This is a genomic window from Streptococcus oralis ATCC 49296 (assembly GCF_000185265.1).
GTDB lineage: Bacteria > Bacillota > Bacilli > Lactobacillales > Streptococcaceae > Streptococcus > Streptococcus oralis_BC.
On record NZ_GL622183.1, the window covers coordinates 1436681 to 1459769 of the forward strand.

Here is a 23089-nt window from a genome sequence, read left to right on the forward strand (position 1 = left end):
TGATGAAAATGAAGAAGAAATACCTTGCTGCAGGATCGGCTCTTGTCCTTTCCCTAAGCCTATGCATCTATGCATTGAACCAACACCAGGTGAAAGGAAACAAAGATAATAACCGTGTGTCTTACGTTGATGGGAAGCAAGACACTCAAAAAACAGAGACCCAGACGCCAGACCAAGTTAGCAAAAAAGAAGACATTCAGGCTGAACAAATTGTTGTGAAAATTACCGATCAAGGTTATGTGACTTCACATGGTGATCACTTCCATTATTACAATGGTAAAGTTCCTTTTGATGCGATTTTCAGCGAAGAACTGTTGATGAAAGATGCCAATTATCAACTGAAAGACGCTGATATTGTCAATGAAATCAAAGGTGGCTACATTATCAAGGTGGATGGTAAGTATTATGTCTACCTTAAAGATGCGGCTCATGCTGATAATATTCGTACGAAGGACGAAATTGAGCGCCAAAAACAAGGTCATACTCATGATGCACCAACTTCTAATAGTGCAGTGGCGCTTGCTCAATCTCAAGGTCGCTATACAACTGATGATGGCTACATCTTTAATCCTTCTGATATTATAGAGGATACTGGAGATGCTTATATCGTACCTCACGGTGGACATTACCACTACATTCCAAAGAGTTCCTTGTCTGCTAGCGAATTAGCTGCTGCCCAAGCCTACCTCTCTGGAACTAGAACTCAGCAGAGTGTGACTAACTATCGTCCTAGTCCAAACGAAACTGGTCAAACTACCAACCAAAGTCAACAGGCTGAAACACCAAGTAATCAAGCTGAGAGTCTTCAGAGTCTATTGCAACAGCTCTATGCTCTTCCAAGTAGTCAACGTTATGCTGAATCAGATGGCTTGATTTTTGACCCTGCTAAGATTTCAAGTAGAACGCCGAGTGGTGTGGCGATTCCTCACGGAAATCACTATCATTTCATCCCATATACAAAACTTTCTGCCTTGGAAGAAAAGATTGCGCGTATGATTCCTTTATCTAGCGACGGTGGGAAGCCAACACCTTTGGAAAATCCAAGCAAACCAACAGAACATCCAGCTCAACCAGATCATCATCATGACCAAGACGGTGACCATGGAAGTCAGGATACCAACCATGAAGACCATGACCATGATGGAGAGGAGCATGACCACCATCACGGCGAAGAACATGATCATGGTTTTGCAGCTGACCGTGTTATTAGTGAAGATGAGCAAGGGTTTGTAGTTTCTCATGGAGATCACGCTCATTATTTCTTTAAGAAGGACTTGACTGCAGCCCAAATCAAAGCTGCCCAAGATCACTTGAAAGAAAATCATCAGCCGCAGCACGTTCAACCACTTGCAAAGACTGTGGAAAGTTTCTCGAGAGATGCGAGCGATGAAGAAAAAATCAAGTATATCTCACAGACCTACGGAGTACCGCTCGAAGCAATTCGCATTTCAAATGGATTCTTTGTCTTTGGAAATCCGGATCAAGCCTATGATCCAACCCATATCCATCCCTATGCTGTTCGAAAAGAACATGTTCGTATTCCTCTCCAAACTGGAAATCCAGAACTGGATTTCCTAAATGAACTTTATACGACTGCCCTACGTGATGGGGTATCTCCTTATAGTTTACAGGTAGAAAGTGGTAGTTTTGTGATTCCTCACGGAGACCACAATCACTACATCAAGGTTCAAACTAAGGGCTATGAAGTAGCTTTGAAAAATAAGATTCCGGCCCTACAATCGACCTATCAACCTGGAGCATTTGATGAACAAACGGTTCTATCTAAAGTGGATCAACTGTTAGCAGATAGCAGAAGTCTCTACAAAGACCAGCCAATCATGCAGAGACGGCTTGAACTTGCTTTGGGGCAGTTCACCGAAAATATGAAAAAACTGGCAACAAACTCAACTGCTGGATACCTAGCAGCCTTGGATCTCTTTGATAAACAGTATATCCATGTGGATCAAAGTGTGGCACCGGTTGAAACTTCACCTTTAGATAAGAAGTACCAAGCCCTTGTAGATAAGATCAATACATTGGATACGGACACTTATGGCTTGCCTAAGAAAGATCTTTTGGTACATTTGCAGGAAGCAAAACTAGCACAGGATGAGACAGAGTTGGCTGCCATTGAAGCGAAACTTCAGGCCTTGCAAGATTTCCGAGATCGGACAGGAGTCACAACAGTAGAGTACATCAAGTACTTCTACGAACATGTGTCTGATGGTCGTTTGAGAGAAGAACTTCGGAACCGTGTTGCCAAGTTGACATGGGAACTTTACCAGTCACAATCTTTCCTCAAAGCAACCGACTTGAACAAGTTATTCCCAACTATTTACCAAACTAAGCTAGAAGTAGAAGAAGCTCTCAAAGAAGAACCTGTTTCTACAAAAGCTGGTAAGACTATTCTAGATACGGAAAAAGTAGATAGTCAAACTGCTAAGGCCGCCATCTATGAATTCCTAAAAGAGCTCTACGGTGATTTTATGCCAGAAGAACGGGTTAGCCATGTTAAGAAGGAAGAAGTGGAAGCTCTCCTAACTAAAGCTGCCCAACTCCTAGCACGTGTCAAAGAAGATGGTGTCAAACAATCCCTAGCTGAAGAAGCAGCTAATATCAAAGCGGCTACTGAAAAGGAAAATGCAGACCTTGACGAAGCTAAAACACAACTTGAGGATCTCTTGAATCGTATTGCAGCGACTATCCAACGAGAGAAAAAAGAAGCAGAACAAGATCCACAAACGGTGATTATCTACCAAAAACTCTATAATGTCTTGCTCTCTCTTCACAAGTATTTAGAGGATAACAAAGGATCCGATGCTGACTTTGAACGTGTTGATGCCCTATTTGATCAACTTGCAGCCAAAAGCAGTGATAAAGAAGGTCTCCTCACTCTAGCTAAAGAGATTATTAGCTTGAACCAGGAACTCCGTTCAAAAGCAAGTGAAACTGATAGCCAATCTAAGTCTGAGAAAGAAAGTAAAACAGCTGCTTCTCAACCAACAGAAAAGCAAGTGCAAAGTGAGTCTGAGCCAAGTGCTCAACCGAACGAATAAAAAGAAAGGCGAAGTAGCTGAGCTACCTCGTCTTTTTTAGTCTTTATAAGATACAATGCCAATGATGGTATCCACCGCACGCTCCATAGTCTGAAGGCTGACGTATTCAAAGCGTCCATGCATGTTTTCACCACCTGCAAAGATATTTGGAGTTGGGATTCCCATAAAGGAAATCTTAGACCCATCAGTCCCACCGCGAATTGGTTCGATAATAGGCGTAATCCCTAGATCTTCCATAACAGCTTTAGCAATAGTAATAGGTGTCATGTCTTTCTCGATGACTTCCTTCATATTGTAGTACTGGTCTGTCAGAGTTAGGGTCACGCGATTATTCCCAAGCTCTTGATTCATCTTGTCAGCAATAGACTGCATAGCTGCTTTACGTGCTTCAAAGGCATCCTTTTCAAAATCGCGAATGATGTAGCTTGCACGCGCCTCCTCGACACTACCTGACACATCCATAAGATGATAGAAACCTTGGTAACCATCTGTCAGTTCAGGTCGGTCATTCTCTGAAAGTTGATTATGAAAATCAATTGCTAGCTGAAGGGCATTGACCATCTGACCTTTAGCAGTACCAGGGTGAACATTGCGTCCTTGGAAATGGAGTTCAGCGGCAGCTGCTGAGAAAGTCTCGTACTGAAGTTCTCCTAGCGGACCACCATCAACAGTATAGGCAAAGTCAACGTCAAAGTCAGCTGCATCAAATTTATTGGCACCAACGCCAATTTCTTCATCGGGGCCAAAACCAACACGGATTTCACAGTGTTTGATTTCGGGATGAGCAGTCAGATATTCAATAGCAGTCATAATTTCAGCAATCCCTGACTTGTCATCAGCCCCCAGCAAGGTCGTGCCATCAGTTGTGATAAGCGTTTGGCCTGGATATTTCTCAAGGCTCTTGAAATCAGCAGGATCGAGTTTAAATCCAGAATCACCCAAGTCGATAACTCCACCATCGTAATTTTCGATGACTTGCGGATTAACTCCTTCAGAATTAAAATCAGCGGTATCCATGTGGGAGATGAAGCCAATCTTGCGTGTCAAGTTTGGATCGTTAGCTGGTAAGGTACCAATCGCAAAACCATTTGGAAGGTAGTAGACGTTTTGCAGACCGACACGTTTCATTTCAGGAATAAGAACATTGGTCGCAAAATCAACCTGGCTTTGCGTACTTGGAGTAGTAGTAGAGTGTTCATCAGAACGCGTATTGACCTTAACGTAGGTCAAGAAACGATCTAAAAGGTTCGGATAAGTCATAAAAACTCCTTTAACAATCATAAAATAGAATGCAAATTTCGGAAAAAACCTTATTCTGAAAATTTCATGAATTTTGAAAAAATATAATAATTCAAATTCAATAGACTTTTAAATGAAATCTTGGATATTTTAGATTAAAATATATGCATCGATATTTTATGAGATTTTTTTATTCTTTTTTCATTTTACCATAGAATAGTTTGAAAGACAAAGAAGAATCATACCCTTTTATTAATTAACATAATATAAAATTAATCATATTAATTGACACTGCGTGAACTTTATTGTACAATTATCTTGTAAATGTCCTAGATTGATATAGTAACAATATTAGTACATTCTAGTTAAGGAGAATAAAATGAACATTCGCTTCGATTTTAAGAAAGTTCAAATTATTGCGCGCCGTTTAGTTACACTGTTAGCTATTCTGTTTTTGTGTGCTCCGATAAGTCTGTTAAATGCAGATTCTACTACAGAACCTCAGACAACTCTTCATAAAACGATTACTCCGATATCAGGACAGGATGACAAGTATGAGTTGTCATTGGATATCACTTCTAAACTGGGAACGGAGACCCAAACGGATCCCTTGGATGTTGTTTTAGTAGCAGACCTCTCAGGAAGTATGCAGAATCAGGATGTCCAATCTTTTGATGGACGGACGATCAGTAGGATTGACGCATTGAAAAATACTCTAAGAGGAACAAATGGTCGTAAGGGCTTAATTGATACCATTCTATCCAATTCCAATAACCGCTTATCTATGGTAGGATTTGGTGGGAAAATTGACAATAAAAAGGTTGATCAGTATTGGGATGGAAATAAATGGAGACTATTTAGACCATACTGGCCCTATGAACGGATGACAAAATACTATGATGGTGTTTCACCATGGGATGATGCTAACACGATTTTAGGATGGAGTAACAATGCTCGTGCTGCTAAAACAGCGGTATACAACATGAGTATTGCAGGAGGTAATTCCATTGGTACTGAGTCAGGGATTGGTACTGGGACCAATATTGGGGCTGGATTAACCTTGGCCAACCAGTTAATGGGAAGTGCAAGATCTAATGCTAAGAAAGTCGTTATTTTGCTTTCAGATGGCTTTGCGAATATGGTCTACGATGCCAATGGTTACACTATATATAACTACAATAACGAAGATCCTAATATCGAAACAGCTCCCCAGTGGTTTTGGGATAGATTAAATAATAATCTAAATAGTCTATCATATAGCTTGGCTCCAACACTTGATGGTTTCTATTCGATTAAATTTCGTTATTCAAACAATGTCGACAGTATTACCAGTCTGCAATATTATATGAGGCAACATAATGCCTCCATTCCAAATGAAATATTCTCTGCAAATGATGAAGACCAGTTACGGGACAGTTTTAAAGATATCACTGATAAGATTCTGCCACTGGGAATCCACCATGTGTCCATCAAGGATGTTCTTTCTAAGTATGTCCAGCTATTACCGAACGGATCGTCAGAGTTTCGTGTAGTGAAAGAAAAGGATGGTAGCAGTGAAATATTAACTGAAAATCAAGTAACTTTTGATACCAAAACAACCTCAGAAGGATTAGTGGAAGTTACGGCAAAATTTTCTCCGAATTATTCCTTAGAAGATGGAGCTAGATATGTTCTAAAATTCACTGTTACATCTAGTCAAGAAGCCCTGGATGCCATTGCTGGTGATAAAAAACTAGAGGCTGGTGATGCTGAGGGTTCTGATGTCAATAAACTCTACTCCAATAAAGGTGCTAGTGTCACCTATTCCTATGGAATAGGTGACTCTCAAACCAAGACCAAAGAATACTCTGACAACCCAACATTTAAGCCTTCAGATCCATTAACGGTACCAGTGGAAGTTGAATGGCAAGGTGTGACGGGTGCGAGAACTGTTATTACAGCTGATCAACCGAGTAATGTTGAACTGAAACTGGTTCAAAAGAACAAGAACGGAGGTTCTGATAATCAAGACTATCGAAAGACAAATGTGAATGTTAGTAAAAACGTATCTAATGAAACGAGGAACTTTGAAAAAGTTGCCAAAGGATATCAATACGATTTAATTGCACCCGATGTCCCAGCCTTTACCAAAGAAATAAAAAATGTTGGTACAGAATCTAACCCATCCTTTAAGGTAATCTATAAACAATTGCCAAGTCTGACGATTAAGAAAGTGTTGGAAGCTGAAAATAACTTGAACAAGGAGTTTAGGATTAAGGTAAAACTAACCTCTCCTGATTCTAAGCCATTGAATGGAACTTTCGGAGAGATAACTGTTGTGAATGGTGAAGCGGAGATCCGTGTCGAAAAACGAAAGCGTTGGAGAGGCATTCTAAGCTATCTTCCTCGAGGAACCCATTACAAGGTTGAAGAAGAAGCGGCATCAACGAATGGTTACCACGTTACATATGAGAATCAAGAGGGTGATCTGAATAAAGACGAAACAAGCACTGTCACGAATCACAAGCTTCCAAGTTTATCCGTTACAAAAAAGGTTACGGGTGTATTTGCCAACCTATTAAAATCCTTCAAGATTACCATTAACATCAGGGATGCTCAGAATAGTCCATTGAATGGAACCTATACTGCAACGGTGAATAATAAAAGAACCCCTCTGCAATTTACGAATGGTCGAGCGTCTATTGATCTAAACAAAGATCAAACCATAAAAATTGATGGACTTCCACTTGATAGTCACTATACCGTAGAAGAGGAAACAAACTCTTCTCGTGGATATCAGGTATCTTATGAAAATCAAGAAGGCAAACTGGATGGGGATAAGTCCGCGACAGTCACGAATAATAAGAACAGTGTACCTGAAACCGGAGTTGACTTCCTCAGCAGTACACTCATGTTAGGAATAATCCTTCCTCTAGGAGGAATCTTCTTTACAATCCTACTCGGATATCTAGTGGTACATAGGAGAAAATAATGCTACTAAAAAAGAAACATAAGAAAACGGTAACACAAGTCAATCGGGATAAGTCTCCGCCGAGTGTATGGGGAGATATCCTCTACTTAGTCAGTAAGTTTCTGATGGTTGGGTTTGTACTGGCCACTCTTTACTTTTTTGTCTTTGGACTATTGAGATATAATGACGATGGCATGAAACCAGCCTTAAAAGATGGCGACTTGGTTGTCTACTATAGGTTGGATAAACGTTATTCGATTGGTGATCTGCTCGTCTATAGTTATAAGGGCAAGGAAAGAGTGGCGCGTGTCATAGCAACCGAAGGAAGTACGATCGATATAAACGAAAATGGTCTCATCATCAACGGTTCTCCTCAACAAGAGCAGGATATCTACAAAGACACGCTGCTCTATAAGGAAGGGGCTAGCTTCCCGATGAAAGTCCCAGCAGGACAACTCTTTGTCCTCGGAGACAATCGGACAACGGCTGTAGATAGTCGTGCTTTTGGAACCATTCCGATACAGGATACCCATGGCAAGGTGGTAACAGTCCTAAGGCGACGGGGCTTTTGATGATAATTTATGAAAAAGAAATTTAAAAATAAAAGGAATAATCATGAAAAAAACATTTTTGAAAAAATTAGTTACTGCAAGCATTGCAGCTGTAACCGCCTTGTCGGTCTTTAGAGGAGTGCCAACATTTGCGGATGAAAACTCTGATGCAACCGCAATGTCCAATGGAGAAACAAATGCACAAGTATCCATTAACAAGGTGTTGAATATTGCAGAAGGAATCACTACACCACTAGCTAACTTTACCTTTACTTTCACTCCGAAAAACGGTAATTCGAATAACGGAGTACCATATGAAACAATCAATGCTTCAAACGGTCAAATAGCAGATAAAACAATTAATTATTCTGAAAGAGATGTTTTGCAACCAAATCAAACTAGTATTAAGAAAGAAACTGGAAATATTTTTGCAAACGTGACTTACACACACGCTGGAGAATATGTCTATACTGTAGCTGAAAAACAAAATGACGGTTGGAGAGCAATTCAAAGAGGTGATGATGCAATTGACTCAATGACATATGATAATCGTAGCTATGAAATGCATGTTATTGTAAAAAATAAATCAACGAGTGGTGTCTATATCTCATCTGTGTACTTTAAACAAGAAACAACAGGGGCCACAGCTAAAGTGAAACCATCTGAAAAAGGGCCTACTTACAAATATGATTTGTTCACAAATATCTATCGTAAAAATGCTGGTAAGATAACAGATCCAAATCACCCCCATCCTAATAATCCGCACCTTGCGAAGTTTAATCCTAAAGTTGACTCATTAGTAATTAAAAAAGTTGTTTCAGGAGGAACTGCAGATAAATCGAAAGATTTCACTTTCAAGCTTACTTTCAAAAAAGCATCTACTGAAGATAGAACATCTATTGTAGGAAAAATCGGTAATGTTTCTAAAACTTTCGAATACGGAAAAGAAACAATAATTACACTACACCATGATCAATCCTTAGTATTTGATACAATCCCAGCAGGTACTCGTTATAAATTGGTTGAAACAGGATCTCAGGGCTATACAGCTTCAGCTGCTTATTGGGAAAATGGAGTATCTAAAACTCAAGCAGGCAGAATTTCAGCTGATTTGACTCAAGATAGTATTTTAGTTGGCGAAAAACGAAATGAAAACACAATCACCAATAGCGTTCAAGACGTTACCCCTACTGGTCTCTTGATTGACAACCTTCCTTTCATCTTGATGATTGGTCTTGGTTTGGCTGGATTTGTTGTTTTGTCTAAAAAACGCAGACAAGCTTAAACAAGTGGTTTGACTTATGAAAATCAAGCGTGAGAAACCAAAAAGGAGTTTGTCTAGGCGTCTGGTCCTTGCTGTAGATGCATTGATGAATCATATCTTGCTCCTCTTGGCAGCCTTAGTCTTTCTCTTTGGTTTCTACGCTCTTTGGGATGCCAATCAGGTTTATTCTCAGGCTTCATCAAGTGAGTATGAGGCCTATAGACCAGTGAGTACTACTGAGAAGGATGAGCTTGCTAGTTTTTCTGGCTTTCACAAGCTACAGCAAGTCAACCCAGAGGTTCTCGGTTGGATCAATGTCTATGGCACCAATATCGACTATCCCTTAGTTCAAGCCAAAGACAATGAAAAGTACCTGAACAAGGACTCCAAGGGAGAATTTGCAGCTACAGGAGCTATTTTCCTTGAGGCTCGAAATGAATCCAAGTTCGGAGACTTTAATACCATCATCTACGGACACCATGTAGAAAATGGGGTTATGTTTGGAGATGTAGCAAAGTTTTCTGATAAGGAATTCTTTGACCAGCATCGCTACGGCAGTATTTACTATAATGGCGTTGAAAAAGGTCTTGAGATCTTTGAGATGCTCGAGGTGGACGCCTATGACTTTAACATCTACGATCCAGGTATTAATGGAGATGATCGGCGCCAAGAATATATCGATCACTTACTCTCGGTTGCCATTCACAAACGAGACATTACACTGGGGCCAAATGACCATATCATCCTTCTCAGTACCTGTTTCCTAGACGTAACAAATGGGAGACATATCGTAGTTGCCAAGATTACGGATACGGTTCCAAAGAACACCTTCCATACGAAAAAATCAAAACCATTCCCTTACAGTGTCTTTGATGATTCGTCGCTCGGACGATTTCTCTCATCGATTCCTTTGTGGATATGGTACATCATCTTGTTTATCTTGCTCTTGCTATTGATCTTCTTGCTCATCATCCTCTACTTGATCTTGCGTCGTAGAAGAGAAGCAAAGGAAGAAGGAGCAGATACCATTACTGACTAAACTACCAATAAAAGAGAAAGGGACAGCCTCTCTTGCTCTTTTATTTTCAAGGCTAGAAAGGAGAAAGAAGGAAATATGAAAACAAGTACGAGTCGCAAAGTTATAAAGGTCATTCTATCCCTCTTTCTAGTTTTTTTCTGTCTTTTTACAGCTGATAGAGTCCTTGCGAGTGACTACGATCATTATAATCCCATTGAAAAGGATGCCAGCAGTACGGGCTTTGAAACCTTGCAGCACCTCAACAAGGATGTTTGTGGTTGGATTAGCCTTGATGGGACCAAGGTAGACTATCCCCTCTTGCAGAGTCAGGACAATGTCAAATACCTTGACCGCAATGCTTTTGGCGATTATACTGTGTCAGGGTCTATTTTTCTAGACTATCGTTTTAACCCCAACTTTACCGACTTTAACACCATCATTTATGGTCACTCCATGGCTTCTGGAGCTATGTTTGGTGAGATACAAAAGTTTGCTAACCAAGAGTTTTTCGAAAATCACCGTTATGGCTCTATCTACTACAATGGTCGAGAACGTGGTCTTGAGATTTTTGGGATTTTAGAAGTGGACGCCTATGACACGGAGATTTACCGAACCTTGAGTTCCAATGACGAGGAACATCAGGCATACTATCAGTATTTGCTAAGTAAAGCCAAGTACAAGCGGGATGTCTCCTTGACTTCAACGGATAAGATTGTTTTATTAAGCACCTGTTTCCTTAACATTACCAACGGACGACATATCCTATTAGCTAAAATAACGGATGCACCAGTAAAAGCTGCACAGGATAAAAGTGGAGAAGCAGTAGGGACACGCTATTTTGACCAAGGAATTCCAACGCATTGGATTTATATCCTTGCCTTTCTTCTCCTGATTATCGTTATTTTACTCCTTGTTGTTATCATCCTAATCATGAGACGAGATAAAAAGACTAAAGAACAAAAGAAATAGTAGACGTCGGAAGCGTTTACTATTTTTTTCTTTCATGATAGAATAGATAGTGAAAATAATATCATAAGGATGATAACATGAAAAAAGCAATATTAATGATGACCTTTGGATCTCCAGAGGAGATTAGTTTTGAAGGAGTAGCAGAATTTTTTACAAACATTCGTCGTGGAGTTAGACCCCAAGACCACGAGATCCAGACTCTCTATGACAACTATGTCCTTATCGGCGGGACACCCTTGCAGCGGATTACACGTGAGGAGGTTGATTTAGTCAAGGAACATTTAGGCGAGGAGTACGGTATCTACTTTGCCAACAAATTTTCTCGTCCCTTTATTCCAGACGTGATCAAGCAGATGGAAACTGATGGTGTTGAAGAATGTATCTGTTTGATTTTGGAACCTCATTATTCTTTTTACTCAGTCATGGGGTATGAAAAGTTTCTGGAAAGCCAGCAGATCCGATTTTTAGTCATTAAGGACTGGTATCAACAGCAGCCTTTGCTGGACTTCTGGACAGATGAGATTAGAAAAATTTTACGAAATGAGGTGGGGGAAGAATCGTTCAAGGTAATCTTTTCAGCACACAGTGTTCCCATTTTTGCCTTAGACTATGGAGATCCTTATATCGATCAGATTTTCGATAATAGCAAGCTAATTGCTGAACAACTCGGCCTAACAGCCGACCAGTATACCAATACTTGGCAGAGCGAAAGCGATATTGGAATCCCTTGGATCAAGCCAGATGTTTTAGAATATTTACGAGAACAAAAGCAACATCCCGAGCATTATATTTTTGTCCCGATTAGTTTTATCAGTGAGCACATCGAAGTCCTGTTTGACAACGATGTAGAATGTTATGAGTTGTGTCAAGAATTAGATGTCACCTACCATCGCCCACCTATGCCCAATACGGATATCCGTTTAATTGACGCATTAGTTGCTACTGTAAGAGCGAATGAAGACAAAGAATTTAAAGCTTTTCTCCCAGAAGAAGAAACTTTTGATGAGTTAGCTCCTTCGGCAACTACCAAAGACATCATGAAAGAGACAGACGACCTTCAGATGCCAGAATTTGTCAAAAAACTCATTGAGAAAAAAGGCCGTGAAAATGTGAAGATGCCTTACTTAATTAAGAAAATGCTCGAAAAGGCTGGGAAGTTACCAAAAGAGTAAAGAAAAAAGGATTTAGCTTAAAGCTAGATCCTTTATCTGTTTTATTTTTTCTCAAGAAGAGCTTTGATTTCTTGAAGAACTTCAAGTTCAGTTGGAGCAGCAGGTGCTTCCTCAACCACTTCCTCTTTCTTACGAAGGTTTTGAGCTTTTTCAATACCTTTGATAACGAAGAAGAGAACTGTACCCACAACAAGGAAGTTGATAACAGCGCTTAAGAATTTACCATATGTAACGCCATTCCATGCAAGCTCAGCGATGTTTTGTACTTTCGCAGCTTCCAAAGCTGGGTTCAATAGAAGTGGAGTGATGATATCGTTAACAAATGAAGTAACGATAGCACCAAATGCAGAGGCAATGATCACACCGACAGCAAGGTCAACGACATTACCACGAAGCAAGAATTCTTTAAGATCCTTTAACATTTTCATAAATTCCTTTCCTAATTTTCTAATTTATTATATCCTAAATTGTGACAAAAAGCAACTTGAACGCTCAAAGTGGTCAGTTGTTCCCTTTAAAAATATAGATTTTACTGAAAATATAGTTTAAAATGATGATCAAAATTTGTGCTAGGATAGTTTCAATCGTATTAACCCTATCTATATTAAATTCGACAAACTGGCCAATAAGATCAGGAAAGGTTGTAACAAAGATATAAGTTAATAGGATGTCGAGACCAAGTGTTGAGAGACGAGCTAAGAAAAACTTAGCCAGGCGGGTTGGCCAATTCCTTCTCTCTTGTTTAAAGACAATTGTATCATTTGTGAGAAAGGCAAAGAGAATCCCGATAATATTAGCGAGGGCAGTTGCGAGGATTTCCTGGTGGCTGATATGGTAAATAAGTAAACGCGATACAATAGAAATCAAAGTCGTAGCACCACCGAAAAATAGGTAGGAGAGAATCTCGTTATCAAAGAAAGCTCTTATTAGTTTTTTCATGATTTTAGTATAGCATAAAGTCATATATTGTGCTATACTGGTAAGGTTGATTCAATCAACCCTTGGTGCTTAGCTTCTTTCACCAAGCATATTTTACGCGGGAAACCGCTAAAGGAGAAAACATGAAAAAATTAACTGTTCGTGACATGGCAGACATCGCTATCGTTGCTGCGATCTATGTAGTTTTGACTATTACGCCACCAATCAATGTTCTTAGTTTTGGGGCGTATCAGTTCCGTATTTCAGAAATGCTGAATTTCTTGGCATTTTACAACCCTAAATACATTTTCGGTGTGACAATTGGATGTATGATTGCTAATTTATTTAGTAGTTTTGGCCTAATAGATGTCTTTGTTGGTGGAGGTTCTACCCTAGTTTTCCTTAGTCTAGGTGTATGGCTCTTTGCAAAATACAGCAAAGATTACCTCTTTAACGGATTGATTCGAAAAGATCATTTCTTCTTTTCAATCCTCTTCTCCATTTCAATGATTACCATTGCAGCTGAACTCCATATCTTGACAGAAGCTCCCTTCTTCTTCACATGGTTCTCTACTGGAATTGGTGAGTTTGCATCGCTTATCGTGGGAGCGATTTTGATTGGTAAACTGGGACAGCGAATCGATTTAACAAAATAAGAAGTTTATAAGCTAGATTCTTGATAAATCTAGCTTTTTTCATTCTAGAAAATTAAAAGAGAGCGCTTGACAAGAACATAGAACTATAGTATACTTTTTAGGTAAGCTGATTTAGCTCAGTTGGCAGAGCGCATCCATGGTAAGGATGAGGTCGCCGGTTCAATCCCGGCAATTAGCATGATAGAAACAAAATGACCTTGGGAGACCAAGGTTTTTCTTATCTACCTGTATGAATGAATCCTAAGAGTTTTGACAGTTGACAAAAGTGACTCTATCTAGTAGAATAGTAGATGCGATGAGTCGATAGGTAGTCTTCGGACTACTATTGAGCATAAGGAGGTCATAACGCAGGAGCGGACCTTGATGAGTTGTGTGAACCTGCTCATCACATGAAGATGCCTCTTAGTCCCTGGTCAATGACTAGGGATTTTTAATTTTCAGAAAATATAACCCAAAAATGCTTTTCAATTTTTGGAAAAAGTAGTATAATACATCTATTATAGAAATTTTTAGAAAATTCCGAAAGAGGTTATTTATGGGATATACAGTTGCTGTAGTCGGCGCGACAGGTGCTGTCGGAGCTCAGATGATAAAAATGTTGGAAGAATCAACACTTCCAATTGATAAAATTCGTTACCTTGCTTCTGCACGTTCAGCAGGCAAAACTTTGAAATTTAAAGACCAAGATATTACGATTGAAGAAACAACTGAGACAGCTTTTGAGGGTGTTGATATTGCACTCTTCTCAGCAGGTGGTTCGACATCAGCTAAGTATGCACCATACGCAGTGAAAGCTGGAGCGGTAGTAGTAGATAATACATCTTACTTCCGCCAAAATCCAGATGTACCATTGGTTGTCCCAGAGGTCAATGCGCATGCACTTGATGCCCACAACGGAATCATTGCCTGCCCTAACTGTTCAACAATCCAAATGATGGTGGCTCTTGAGCCTGTTCGTCAAAAATGGGGCTTGGACCGTATCATCGTTTCAACTTACCAAGCGGTTTCTGGTGCTGGTATGGGAGCGATTCTTGAAACACAACGTGAACTTCGTGAAGTCTTGAATGACGGTGTGAATCCACGTGATTTGCATGCGGAAATCTTGCCTTCAGGTGGTGACAAGAAACACTATCCTATCGCCTTTAACGCTCTTCCGCAAATCGATGTCTTTACTGACAATGATTACACTTACGAAGAGATGAAGATGACCAAGGAAACGAAGAAAATCATGGAAGATGATAGCATTGCAGTGTCTGCAACCTGTGTTCGTATTCCAGTCTTGTCAGCTCACTCTGAGTCAGTTTATATCGAAACAAAAGAAGTGGCCACAATCGAAGAAGTGAAAGCAGCTATCGCAGCCTTTCCAGGTGCTGTTCTTGAGGATGATGTAGCTCATCAAATCTATCCGCAAGCCATCAATGCAGTTGGTTCACGTGATACCTTTGTTGGTCGTATCCGTAAAGACTTGGATGCAGAAAAAGGAATCCACATGTGGGTTGTTTCAGATAACCTTCTTAAAGGTGCTGCCTGGAACTCAGTTCAGATTGCAGAAACGCTTCACGAACGTGGATTGGTTCGTCCAACAGCTGAGTTGAAATTTGAATTAAAATAGTCATATCGTTTAGGAGTTCAGATGAACTCCTTCTTTGAAATAGAGAGGTGTTTCTCATGTCTTATCAAGATTTAAAAGAGTGTAAAATCATCACGGCCTTTATTACCCCTTTCCATGAGGATGGCTCCATCAACTTTGATGCTATTCCAGCCTTGATTGAGCATTTATTGGCCCATCACACAGACGGCATTCTTCTAGCTGGAACGACTGCTGAGAGTCCGACCTTGACCCACGATGAAGAGTTGGAACTCTTTGCGGCTGTACAAAAGATTGTCAATGGACGTGTTCCTTTGATTGCAGGTGTAGGTACCAATGATACACGTGACTCGATCGAATTTGTCAAAGAAGTCGCAGACTTTGGTGGCTTCGCTGCTGGACTTGCTATCGTACCGTACTACAACAAACCTTCTCAAGAAGGGATGTACCAGCACTTTAAAGCTATTGCGGATGCATCAGATTTACCTATTATCATTTATAACATTCCAGGGCGTGTGGTTGTCGAATTGACTCCAGAAACCATGCTTCGTTTGGCTGACCATCCAAATATTATTGGTGTCAAAGAATGTACTAGCTTGGCTAATATGGCTTACTTGATTGAGCACAAGCCAGAAGAATTTTTGATTTATACTGGTGAGGATGGAGATGCCTTCCATGCTATGAATCTTGGTGCGGATGGGGTTATTTCTGTTGCCTCCCATACAAATGGAGATGAGATGCACGAGATGCTCACTGCCATTGCAGAAAGCGATATGAAGAAAGCAGCAGCTATTCAACGTAAATTCATCCCTAAAGTCAATGCCCTCTTCTCTTATCCAAGTCCTGCACCTGTTAAGGCAGTTTTGAACTACATGGGATTTGAAGCTGGTCCAACTCGCCTACCTCTTGTTCCAGCACCAGAAGAAGATGCTAAACGCATTATCAAGGTTGTTGTAGATGGCGACTACGAGGCAACTAAGGCAACTGTAACAGGTGTCCTTAGACCAGATTACTAATAAAGACAATAAAATCCATGACCGCAAGAGCGATCATGGATTTTTCTTATTTTCCTAAACAGAATTGGCTAAAGAGTTGGGTAATGAGTTCATCAGGAGCTGCATCACCTGTGATTTCTCCGAGAATTTCCCAAGTACGAGTCAAGTCAACTTGAAGCAAATCAACTGGCATCCCCAGTTCCAGACCTTCGTTAACAGCTTGTAGGCTTTCAACGGCCTTTTCAATCAAGGAAATGTGGCGGGCATTTGACAAGTAAGTGGCGTCTTGCTCAACCAAACCAGCATTCTCAAAGAAAAGGTTGTTGATTCTATCTTCAATCTTATCGATATTTTGATTTTTAAGAACTGAAATACGGATGACATCTTCAGGTAGTTCCGAAGTTTCAATCGCTTCAGGCAGGTCAGTTTTGTTAAGCAGAATGATTCGATTAGTATCCTGACTGATTTCTAAGAGTTGACGATCTTGGGCGGTCAGTGGATCGCTAGCGTTTAAGACAAGAAGTACCAAGTCAGCTTCCTTGAGGGCTTTTTTCGAACGTTCGACACCGATTTGTTCCACGATATCATCTGTATCCCGGATACCGGCTGTATCAATCAATTTGAGAGGAACCCCGTTGATGTTGACGTATTCTTCGATGACATCACGGGTGGTACCAGCGATGTCCGTTACAATAGCCTTGTCTTCACGAAGGAGATTGTTGAGAAGACTGGATTTCCCAACGTTGGGACGTCCGATGATGGCAGTGGAAATTCCTTCGCGAAGGATCTTACCACGACGAGCTGTTCTAAGGAGATTGGTTAGCAATTGCTCAAACTCCATAGTCTTCTCGCGGACAACAGCAGTAGTAGCTTCCTCAACATCGTCGTACTCAGGATAGTCGATATTGACCTCTACTTGGGCAAGCGTATTGAGGATTTCTTGGCGAGTATTATTGATAAGATCAGAAAGGGAACCATCTAGTTGTTTGACAGCAATGTTCATAGCCTTGTCAGTCTTGGCACGGATGATGTCCATCACTGCCTCAGCCTGTGTTAAGTCCACACGACCGTTTAGAAAGGCACGCTTGGTAAATTCACCAGGTTCGGCCAACCGAGCTCCTTCACGAATAGCTAGTTGGAGAATCTCATTGGTCACCGCAATCCCACCGTGAGTGTTAATCTCGATAATATCCTCACGAGTGAAGGTCTTTGGAGACTTCATAACTCCAACCATAACTTCGTCCATGACCTTCCCTGTCTGCGGGTCAATAATGTGACCGTAGTTGAGGGTATGGCTTGCAACCTTGCTCAAGTCTTTTCCTTTAAAAATCTTTTGCGCAATGGCAAAACTATCTGTTCCGCTCAAGCGGACAATACCAATGGCCCCTTCTCCAAGAGGAGTAGAGATAGCAGCAATGGTATCAAATTCACGTGTAATCATACTATTTCCTTTTGTATTTCTTTTCTTAGGATAGGTATCCAAGCATCTCTTCAAATTGTAACAAAATTAGACTATTTCTTCAATGGATGCTACTTGGAGATTGAAAAAGCCTAAGCAATACTGCTTAAGCTGGTTTATTTGGTGCGCATTTCTCCTTGTGGGAAGTAAGTCCCTTCTGGCATGTCGTTGATGATGACATGAACGGCTGATTGAGGGGCTCCAGTGTTACGGACAACAGCTTCCGTTACTTCCTTAGCAAGAGCTTTCTTTTGCTCGAGCGTGCGACCTTCAAATAAATCGATGCGTACAAATGGCATAATAGCTTCCTCCACTAGTTTTTGATTTCTTCTATTTTACCACATTTTGCCGTTTAAAGCTTCAGAAAATTATGATATACTAGAATGTAGCAAAAATTTAGAAATGGACGTGAAATAGAAGCATGGCACAGTTGTATTATCGTTATGGGACCATGAACTCTGGTAAGACGATTGAGATTCTCAAGGTGGCCTATAACTACGAGGAGCAAGGAAAGGGAGTTGTGATTATGACTTCGGCTCTGGATACGCGTGACGGTGTTGGCTATGTGTCGAGTCGAATCGGCATGAAACGCCCAGCCATTGCGATTGAGGAAACGACAGATATCTTTGGCTATATCCGAGACTTACCTGAAAAACCTTACTGTGTGTTGGTCGATGAGGCCCAGTTTCTCAAGCGTCACCATGTTTACGACCTAGCTCGTGTTGTGGACGAGCTAGACATACCTGTCATGGCTTTTGGTTTGAAGAATGACTTTCGCAATGAATTGTTCGAAGGTTCCAAATACCTCTTGCTCTTAGCAGACAAGATTGACGAAATCAAGACCATTTGTCAGTACTGTAAGAAAAAGGCGACTATGGTGTTGCGTACGCACGATGGTGTGCCAGTCTATGATGGTGAACAAATTCAAATCGGTGGCAATGAAACCTATATCTCAGTCTGCCGTAAACATTATTTTGCCCCTGAAATCAATAAGGAGAATGAGGAAAAATGAACATCTATGATCAACTACAAGCTGTAGAAGACCGATATGAAGAATTAGGAGAATTGCTCAGTGACCCTGATGTGGTATCTGATACCAAACGTTTCATGGAATTGTCCAAAGAAGAAGCTTCCACTCGTGACACAGTAACAGCCTACCGTGAGTACAAACAAGTCCTTCAAAACATCGTCGATGCTGAAGAAATGATTAAGGAATCAGGTGGAGATGCGGACTTGGAAGAAATGGCCAAGCAGGAGCTCAAAGATGCCAAGGCTGAAAAAGAAGAGTATGAAGAAAAATTGAAAATTTTGCTCCTGCCAAAGGATCCAAACGATGATAAGAACATCATCCTTGAAATCCGTGGAGCAGCTGGCGGAGATGAAGCAGCACTTTTTGCTGGGGATTTGCTAACCATGTACCAAAAGTATGCAGAAGCCCAAGGCTGGCGCTTTGAAGTCATGGAAGCCTCTATGAACGGTGTCGGTGGTTTCAAAGAAGTGGTTGCCATGGTTTCTGGTCAATCTGTATACTCTAAGCTTAAGTACGAATCAGGTGCCCACCGTGTGCAACGTGTCCCTGTGACAGAGAGCCAAGGGCGTGTACACACTTCAACTGCGACAGTTCTTGTTATGCCTGAAGTGGAAGAAGTTGAATACGATATTGATCCAAAAGATCTTCGTGTGGACATTTACCACGCATCTGGTGCTGGTGGTCAGAACGTCAATAAGGTTGCGACTGCCGTGCGTATCGTTCACTTGCCAACCAATATCAAGGTTGAGATGCAGGAAGAACGTACCCAGCAGAAAAACCGTGAGAAGGCTATGAAGATTATCCGTGCGCGTGTTGCTGACCACTTTGCACAAATTGCCCAGGATGAACAAGACGCTGAGCGTAAGTCGACAATCGGTACTGGTGACCGTTCAGAACGTATCCGTACTTACAATTTCCCACAAAACCGTGTCACAGACCACCGTATTGGATTGACCCTCCAAAAACTAGATACCATCTTGTCTGGTAAATTGGATGAAGTTGTGGATGCCTTGGTTCTTTATGACCAAACACAAAAATTAGAAGAATTAAACAAATAATGAAATTAGCTCAATTATTTTCAGATTTTGAAGAAGAGTTGATGAGACAAGGAGAGGAAGCAGAAAGCCTCTCTTTTGTCTACCGTAGCCTAAAAAATCTCTCTTTTACGGACTTTGTCTTTGCTCTTCAGCAGGAAGTGACAAAAGAGGAAGAAAATTTTGTAGAAGAAATTTACCAGCAGTTAGCGGCTCACAAACCAGCTCAGTATATCGTTGGTCACGCAGATTTCTTTGGAATGCAGTTAAAAGTGGATGAGCGGGTTTTGATTCCTCGTCCAGAAACAGAAGAGTTGGTGGAACTTATCCTAGCTGAAAATCCTGAGGAAAATCTTAAGGTCCTAGATATCGGGACTGGAAGTGGCGCCATAGCTCTTGGATTAGCTAAAAACAGACCAGATTGGTCAGTGACAGCAGCAGATATTTCCAAAGACGCTTTGCAGCTTGCATCAGAGAATGCTAGAAATCAAAATCTTAATATATTTTTTAAAAAATCTGATTGTTTTGCAGAAATTTCTGAAAAATATGATATAATTGTATCCAATCCACCCTATATCTCTCGTGAAGATGAGTCAGAGGTCGGTTTGAATGTTTTACATTCGGAGCCTCATCTAGCTCTCTTTGCAGATGAGGATGGCCTAGCTATTTATCGCAGAATTGCGGAAGATGCAAAAGACTATCTCACAGATGGTGGTAAGATTTACCTTGAAATTGGATACAAGCAAGGTCAAAGTGTTCCTGCGCTTTTTAGGAAATATCTTCCTGAAAAACGAATACGAACACTCAAGGACCAATTTGGTCAAGATAGGATGGTTGTAGTTGATGATGGACAGGATTAGACAAGAGTTGGAAAAGGGCGGAGCTGTTGTTTTGCCTACAGAGACAGTTTATGGTCTCTTTGCTAAGGCCTTAGACGAAAAAGCTGTTGACCATGTTTACCAACTCAAACGTCGTCCTAGAGAAAAGGCGCTCAATCTTAATGTCGCTTCTCTAGAGGACATCTTGCACTTTTCAAAGAATCAGCCAACTTATCTACAAAAGCTTGTAGAGGCCTTTTTACCGGGTCCCTTGACCATTATCCTCGAAGCCAATGACCGAGTTCCCTATTGGGTCAACTCTGGTATTGCAACTGTCGGATTTCGGATGCCGAGTCACCCCATTACACTTGATTTGATTCGAGAGACAGGACCCTTGATTGGGCCGTCTGCCAATATTTCAGGTCAGGCAAGTGGCGTGACCTTTGCTCAAATTCTAGAGGATTTTGACCAAGAGGTTCTGGGTCTGGAGGACGACGCTTTTCTAACTGGACAGGATTCGACTATTTTGGATTTGTCTGGAGACAAGGTGAAAATCTTACGCCAAGGGGCAATTAAGCGAGAAGACATTCTTGCTCAGTTGCCAGAGATTTCTTTTGAGGAGGAATGAGATGCTAAGAGATTTGCAAGAAACAGATGTGAAAGCTATATGTGAGATCAACCAAGAGGCTTTGGGCTATTCTTTTAGTCCAGAGAAAACAGCTAGTCAACTAACTAAACTATCTCAAGACGCACATCATTTCCTACTTGGTTATGAGGATGCAGTTAGTCATATCCTACTTGGATATGTCCATGCTGAAGTTTATGAATCCCTCTATTCCAAAGCAGGATTTAATATCTTAGGCTTAGCGGTTTCACCTCAAGCACAAGGACGAGGTATCGGTAAAAGCTTACTGCAAGGGTTGGATCAAGAAGCAAAAAGACGGGGTTATGGGTTTATCCGCTTAAACTCTGCTGATCATCGTCTGGGAGCTCATGCATTTTATGAAAAAGTTGGTTATACTTGTGATAAAGTGCAGAAACGGTTTATTCGCATCTTTTAGTTTATTTTCTTAAACTAAAGGACCAGTCACACTATAAAGGAGAAGACCTATGATTTTTGACAAAGACGATTTTAAAGCCTACGATGCTGATCTCTGGAATGCTATTGCCAAAGAAGAAGAACGCCAACAAAACAATATCGAGTTGATTGCTTCGGAAAACGTGGTTTCCAAGGCTGTTATGGCAGCTCAAGGGTCTATCTTGACAAACAAATATGCCGAGGGTTACCCAGGACGTCGTTATTATGGTGGAACTGATGTAGTAGACGTGGTAGAAACTCTAGCTATTGAACGTGCAAAAGAAATTTTCGGTGCTAAATTCGCCAATGTCCAACCTCACTCAGGAAGCCAAGCCAACTGTGCGGCTTACATGGCCTTGATTGAGCCTGGTGACACTGTAATGGGAATGGATTTGGCAGCAGGTGGGCACTTGACTCACGGAGCTCCAGTTAGCTTCTCTGGTCAAACCTACAACTTTGTTTCTTACAGTGTTGATCCTGAAACGGAACTCTTGGACTTTGATGCAATCTTGAAACAAGCCCAAGAAGTAAAACCAAAACTAATTGTAGCTGGTGCTTCAGCCTATTCTCAAATTATCGACTTCTCAAAATTCCGTGAAATTGCTGATGCTGTTGGGGCTAAGCTTATGGTCGATATGGCCCATATCGCTGGTTTGGTGGCAGCTGGTCTTCACCCAAGTCCAGTGCCATACGCTCATATCACTACAACAACGACCCACAAAACCCTTCGTGGACCGCGTGGTGGTTTGATTTTGACAAATGATGAGGACCTAGCTAAGAAAATCAACTCAGCTATTTTCCCTGGTATTCAGGGTGGTCCTTTGGAGCATGTTGTGGCTGCTAAGGCGGTTTCATTCAAAGAAGTTTTGGACCCAGCCTTCAAGGAATATGCTGCTAATGTCATCAAAAACTGCAAGGCTATGGTTGAAGTCTTCTTGCAAGACCCTAATTTCCGTATCATCTCAGGTGGTACTGAAAATCACCTCTTCCTTGTTGATGTAACCAAGGTTGTAGAAAACGGAAAAGTTGCTCAAAACTTGCTGGATGAAGTTAACATTACCCTAAATAAAAATTCAATCCCTTACGAAACTTTGTCACCATTCAAGACAAGTGGAATTCGTATCGGAGCAGCAGCCATCACTGCACGCGGATTTGGTGAAGAAGAAAGCCGTAAAGTGGCTGAACTCATCATTAAAACCCTTAAAAATGCAGAAAATGAAGCTGTCTTAGAAGAAGTGAGAAGTGAAGTCAAAGAGTTGACAGATGCCTTCCCACTATACGAGGACTAATACTT

At 41.0% G+C, this 23089-nt stretch carries 21 protein-coding genes, 1 tRNA gene and 1 riboswitch; of the genes, 17 read left to right on the forward strand and 5 right to left on the reverse strand.

Annotated features, from left to right (window positions below):
• The first annotated feature begins 8 nt into the window (after positions 1-8).
• Positions 9-3056 carry a pneumococcal-type histidine triad protein gene (locus HMPREF8578_RS09160; protein ID WP_000731461.1) on the forward strand — a complete coding sequence of 1016 codons (3048 nt, stop codon included), beginning with the start codon at positions 9-11 and terminating at the stop codon, positions 3054-3056.
• A 36-nt stretch (positions 3057-3092) separates the two neighbouring features.
• On the opposite strand, the gene pepT is transcribed toward HMPREF8578_RS09160, so the two are convergent.
• Positions 3093-4316 carry a peptidase T gene (gene pepT / locus HMPREF8578_RS09165; RefSeq protein ID WP_000222022.1) on the reverse strand — a complete coding sequence of 408 codons (1224 nt, stop codon included), beginning with the start codon at positions 4314-4316 and terminating at the stop codon, positions 3093-3095.
• Between the two features lie 358 nt (positions 4317-4674).
• Between pepT and pitA the strand changes: the two genes are divergently transcribed.
• The 6 genes from pitA to hemH all read left to right on the forward strand — a co-directional run bounded on the left by pitA (position 4675) and on the right by hemH (position 12219).
• Positions 4675-7266, forward strand: a complete 2592-nt coding sequence (gene pitA / locus HMPREF8578_RS09170; protein ID WP_001026095.1) for a PI-2 pilus tip adhesin PitA — start codon at positions 4675-4677, stop codon at positions 7264-7266.
• Positions 7266-7817: a PI-2 pilus system signal peptidase SipA gene (sipA, locus tag HMPREF8578_RS09175; protein WP_000924786.1), complete on the forward strand. Its 552-nt coding sequence runs from the start codon at positions 7266-7268 to the stop codon at positions 7815-7817. Before pitA ends, sipA begins: the two co-directional genes overlap by 1 nt.
• Positions 7818-7860: 43 nt before the next feature.
• Complete coding sequence (locus HMPREF8578_RS09180) at positions 7861-9081, forward strand: DUF7601 domain-containing protein (protein ID WP_000750689.1); 1221 nt, start codon at positions 7861-7863, stop codon at positions 9079-9081.
• A gap of 16 nt (positions 9082-9097) precedes the next feature.
• Positions 9098-10099, forward strand: coding sequence for a class B sortase (srtB, locus tag HMPREF8578_RS09185; RefSeq protein ID WP_000695088.1), 1002 nt, complete (start codon positions 9098-9100; stop codon positions 10097-10099).
• A gap of 75 nt (positions 10100-10174) precedes the next feature.
• A complete protein-coding gene (srtB, locus tag HMPREF8578_RS09190) occupies positions 10175-11047 on the forward strand; it encodes a class B sortase (protein ID WP_000858437.1) in 873 nt (290 codons plus the stop codon).
• Positions 11048-11124: 77 nt separating this feature from the next.
• The gene (hemH, locus tag HMPREF8578_RS09195; RefSeq protein WP_000709217.1) at positions 11125-12219 is read left to right on the forward strand and encodes a ferrochelatase; all 1095 of its coding nucleotides are present in this window, start codon (positions 11125-11127) and stop codon (positions 12217-12219) included.
• Positions 12220-12260: 41 nt separating this feature from the next.
• On the opposite strand, the gene mscL is transcribed toward hemH, so the two are convergent.
• Both mscL and HMPREF8578_RS09205 read right to left on the reverse strand, forming a co-directional pair.
• Positions 12261-12641 carry a large conductance mechanosensitive channel protein MscL gene (gene mscL / locus HMPREF8578_RS09200; protein ID WP_000910207.1) on the reverse strand — a complete coding sequence of 127 codons (381 nt, stop codon included), beginning with the start codon at positions 12639-12641 and terminating at the stop codon, positions 12261-12263.
• A gap of 79 nt (positions 12642-12720) precedes the next feature.
• The gene (locus HMPREF8578_RS09205) at positions 12721-13158 is read right to left on the reverse strand and encodes a GtrA family protein (protein ID WP_002893255.1); all 438 of its coding nucleotides are present in this window, start codon (positions 13156-13158) and stop codon (positions 12721-12723) included.
• A 28-nt stretch (positions 13159-13186) separates the two neighbouring features.
• A riboswitch (PreQ1 riboswitch) is annotated at positions 13187-13283 on the forward strand.
• On the opposite strand from HMPREF8578_RS09205, the gene HMPREF8578_RS09210 reads away from it, so the two are divergent.
• The 4 genes from HMPREF8578_RS09210 to dapA all read left to right on the forward strand — a co-directional run bounded on the left by HMPREF8578_RS09210 (position 13281) and on the right by dapA (position 16397).
• Positions 13281-13793, forward strand: coding sequence for a QueT transporter family protein (locus HMPREF8578_RS09210; protein ID WP_000737301.1), 513 nt, complete (start codon positions 13281-13283; stop codon positions 13791-13793). (Overlaps the previous riboswitch by 3 nt.)
• A gap of 105 nt (positions 13794-13898) precedes the next feature.
• Positions 13899-13971 (forward strand) — tRNA-Thr (locus tag HMPREF8578_RS09215).
• Positions 13972-14328: 357 nt separating this feature from the next.
• On the forward strand, positions 14329-15405 hold the full coding sequence (locus HMPREF8578_RS09220; protein WP_000542489.1) for an aspartate-semialdehyde dehydrogenase: 1077 nt from the start codon (positions 14329-14331) through the stop codon (positions 15403-15405).
• A 56-nt stretch (positions 15406-15461) separates the two neighbouring features.
• Complete coding sequence (gene dapA / locus HMPREF8578_RS09225; protein WP_000121601.1) at positions 15462-16397, forward strand: 4-hydroxy-tetrahydrodipicolinate synthase; 936 nt, start codon at positions 15462-15464, stop codon at positions 16395-16397.
• 46 nt (positions 16398-16443) lie between these two features.
• On the opposite strand, the gene mnmE is transcribed toward dapA, so the two are convergent.
• Both mnmE and HMPREF8578_RS09235 read right to left on the reverse strand, forming a co-directional pair.
• Positions 16444-17817, reverse strand: coding sequence for a tRNA uridine-5-carboxymethylaminomethyl(34) synthesis GTPase MnmE (mnmE, locus tag HMPREF8578_RS09230; protein ID WP_000632737.1), 1374 nt, complete (start codon positions 17815-17817; stop codon positions 16444-16446).
• Between the two features lie 134 nt (positions 17818-17951).
• Positions 17952-18134: a 4-oxalocrotonate tautomerase gene (locus tag HMPREF8578_RS09235; RefSeq protein WP_001117401.1), complete on the reverse strand. Its 183-nt coding sequence runs from the start codon at positions 18132-18134 to the stop codon at positions 17952-17954.
• Positions 18135-18256: 122 nt separating this feature from the next.
• Here HMPREF8578_RS09235 and HMPREF8578_RS09240 point away from each other — a divergent pair, with 122 nt between their 5' ends.
• The 6 genes from HMPREF8578_RS09240 to glyA are packed head-to-tail and all read left to right on the forward strand — an operon-like array spanning position 18257 to position 23084.
• A complete protein-coding gene (locus HMPREF8578_RS09240) occupies positions 18257-18847 on the forward strand; it encodes a thymidine kinase (RefSeq protein ID WP_000068123.1) in 591 nt (196 codons plus the stop codon).
• Positions 18844-19923: a peptide chain release factor 1 gene (gene prfA / locus HMPREF8578_RS09245; protein ID WP_001028815.1), complete on the forward strand. Its 1080-nt coding sequence runs from the start codon at positions 18844-18846 to the stop codon at positions 19921-19923. Before HMPREF8578_RS09240 ends, prfA begins: the two co-directional genes overlap by 4 nt.
• Positions 19923-20759 (forward strand): peptide chain release factor N(5)-glutamine methyltransferase, encoded by an 837-nt coding sequence (gene prmC, locus HMPREF8578_RS09250; protein WP_000761884.1) that lies wholly within the window; start codon positions 19923-19925, stop codon positions 20757-20759. Before prfA ends, prmC begins: the two co-directional genes overlap by 1 nt.
• A complete protein-coding gene (locus tag HMPREF8578_RS09255; RefSeq protein ID WP_000969283.1) occupies positions 20743-21345 on the forward strand; it encodes an L-threonylcarbamoyladenylate synthase in 603 nt (200 codons plus the stop codon). The genes prmC and HMPREF8578_RS09255 overlap by 17 nt, the downstream gene beginning before the upstream one ends.
• Before the next feature lies 1 nt (position 21346).
• On the forward strand, positions 21347-21778 hold the full coding sequence (locus HMPREF8578_RS09260) for a GNAT family N-acetyltransferase (protein ID WP_000942944.1): 432 nt from the start codon (positions 21347-21349) through the stop codon (positions 21776-21778).
• 49 nt (positions 21779-21827) lie between these two features.
• Positions 21828-23084 carry a serine hydroxymethyltransferase gene (gene glyA / locus HMPREF8578_RS09265; protein ID WP_000575493.1) on the forward strand — a complete coding sequence of 419 codons (1257 nt, stop codon included), beginning with the start codon at positions 21828-21830 and terminating at the stop codon, positions 23082-23084.
• Positions 23085-23089: the final 5 nt, after the last annotated feature.

Bases quoted from the DNA above. Each gene is read 5' to 3' on its own strand.
- HMPREF8578_RS09180 (WP_000750689.1), top strand. From the start codon at position 7,861: ATGAAAAAAACATTTTTGAAAAAATTAGTTACTGCAAGCATTGCAGCT.
- prmC (WP_000761884.1), top strand. From the start codon at position 19,923: ATGAAATTAGCTCAATTATTTTCAGATTTTGAAGAAGAGTTGATGAGA.
- mnmE (WP_000632737.1), bottom strand. From the start codon at position 17,817: ATGATTACACGTGAATTTGATACCATTGCTGCTATCTCTACTCCTCTT.
- pepT (WP_000222022.1), bottom strand. From the start codon at position 4,316: ATGACTTATCCGAACCTTTTAGATCGTTTCTTGACCTACGTTAAGGTC.
- HMPREF8578_RS09160 (WP_000731461.1), top strand. From the start codon at position 9: ATGAAGAAGAAATACCTTGCTGCAGGATCGGCTCTTGTCCTTTCCCTA.
- hemH (WP_000709217.1), top strand. From the start codon at position 11,125: ATGAAAAAAGCAATATTAATGATGACCTTTGGATCTCCAGAGGAGATT.
- HMPREF8578_RS09220 (WP_000542489.1), top strand. From the start codon at position 14,329: ATGGGATATACAGTTGCTGTAGTCGGCGCGACAGGTGCTGTCGGAGCT.
- HMPREF8578_RS09260 (WP_000942944.1), top strand. From the start codon at position 21,347: ATGCTAAGAGATTTGCAAGAAACAGATGTGAAAGCTATATGTGAGATC.
- HMPREF8578_RS09210 (WP_000737301.1), top strand. From the start codon at position 13,281: ATGAAAAAATTAACTGTTCGTGACATGGCAGACATCGCTATCGTTGCT.
- glyA (WP_000575493.1), top strand. From the start codon at position 21,828: ATGATTTTTGACAAAGACGATTTTAAAGCCTACGATGCTGATCTCTGG.
- prfA (WP_001028815.1), top strand. From the start codon at position 18,844: ATGAACATCTATGATCAACTACAAGCTGTAGAAGACCGATATGAAGAA.
- dapA (WP_000121601.1), top strand. From the start codon at position 15,462: ATGTCTTATCAAGATTTAAAAGAGTGTAAAATCATCACGGCCTTTATT.
- mscL (WP_000910207.1), bottom strand. From the start codon at position 12,641: ATGTTAAAGGATCTTAAAGAATTCTTGCTTCGTGGTAATGTCGTTGAC.
- pitA (WP_001026095.1), top strand. From the start codon at position 4,675: ATGAACATTCGCTTCGATTTTAAGAAAGTTCAAATTATTGCGCGCCGT.
- HMPREF8578_RS09255 (WP_000969283.1), top strand. From the start codon at position 20,743: ATGATGGACAGGATTAGACAAGAGTTGGAAAAGGGCGGAGCTGTTGTT.
- sipA (WP_000924786.1), top strand. From the start codon at position 7,266: ATGCTACTAAAAAAGAAACATAAGAAAACGGTAACACAAGTCAATCGG.
- HMPREF8578_RS09205 (WP_002893255.1), bottom strand. From the start codon at position 13,158: ATGAAAAAACTAATAAGAGCTTTCTTTGATAACGAGATTCTCTCCTAC.
- HMPREF8578_RS09240 (WP_000068123.1), top strand. From the start codon at position 18,257: ATGGCACAGTTGTATTATCGTTATGGGACCATGAACTCTGGTAAGACG.
- HMPREF8578_RS09235 (WP_001117401.1), bottom strand. From the start codon at position 18,134: ATGCCATTTGTACGCATCGATTTATTTGAAGGTCGCACGCTCGAGCAA.
- srtB (WP_000858437.1), top strand. From the start codon at position 10,175: ATGAAAACAAGTACGAGTCGCAAAGTTATAAAGGTCATTCTATCCCTC.
- srtB (WP_000695088.1), top strand. From the start codon at position 9,098: ATGAAAATCAAGCGTGAGAAACCAAAAAGGAGTTTGTCTAGGCGTCTG.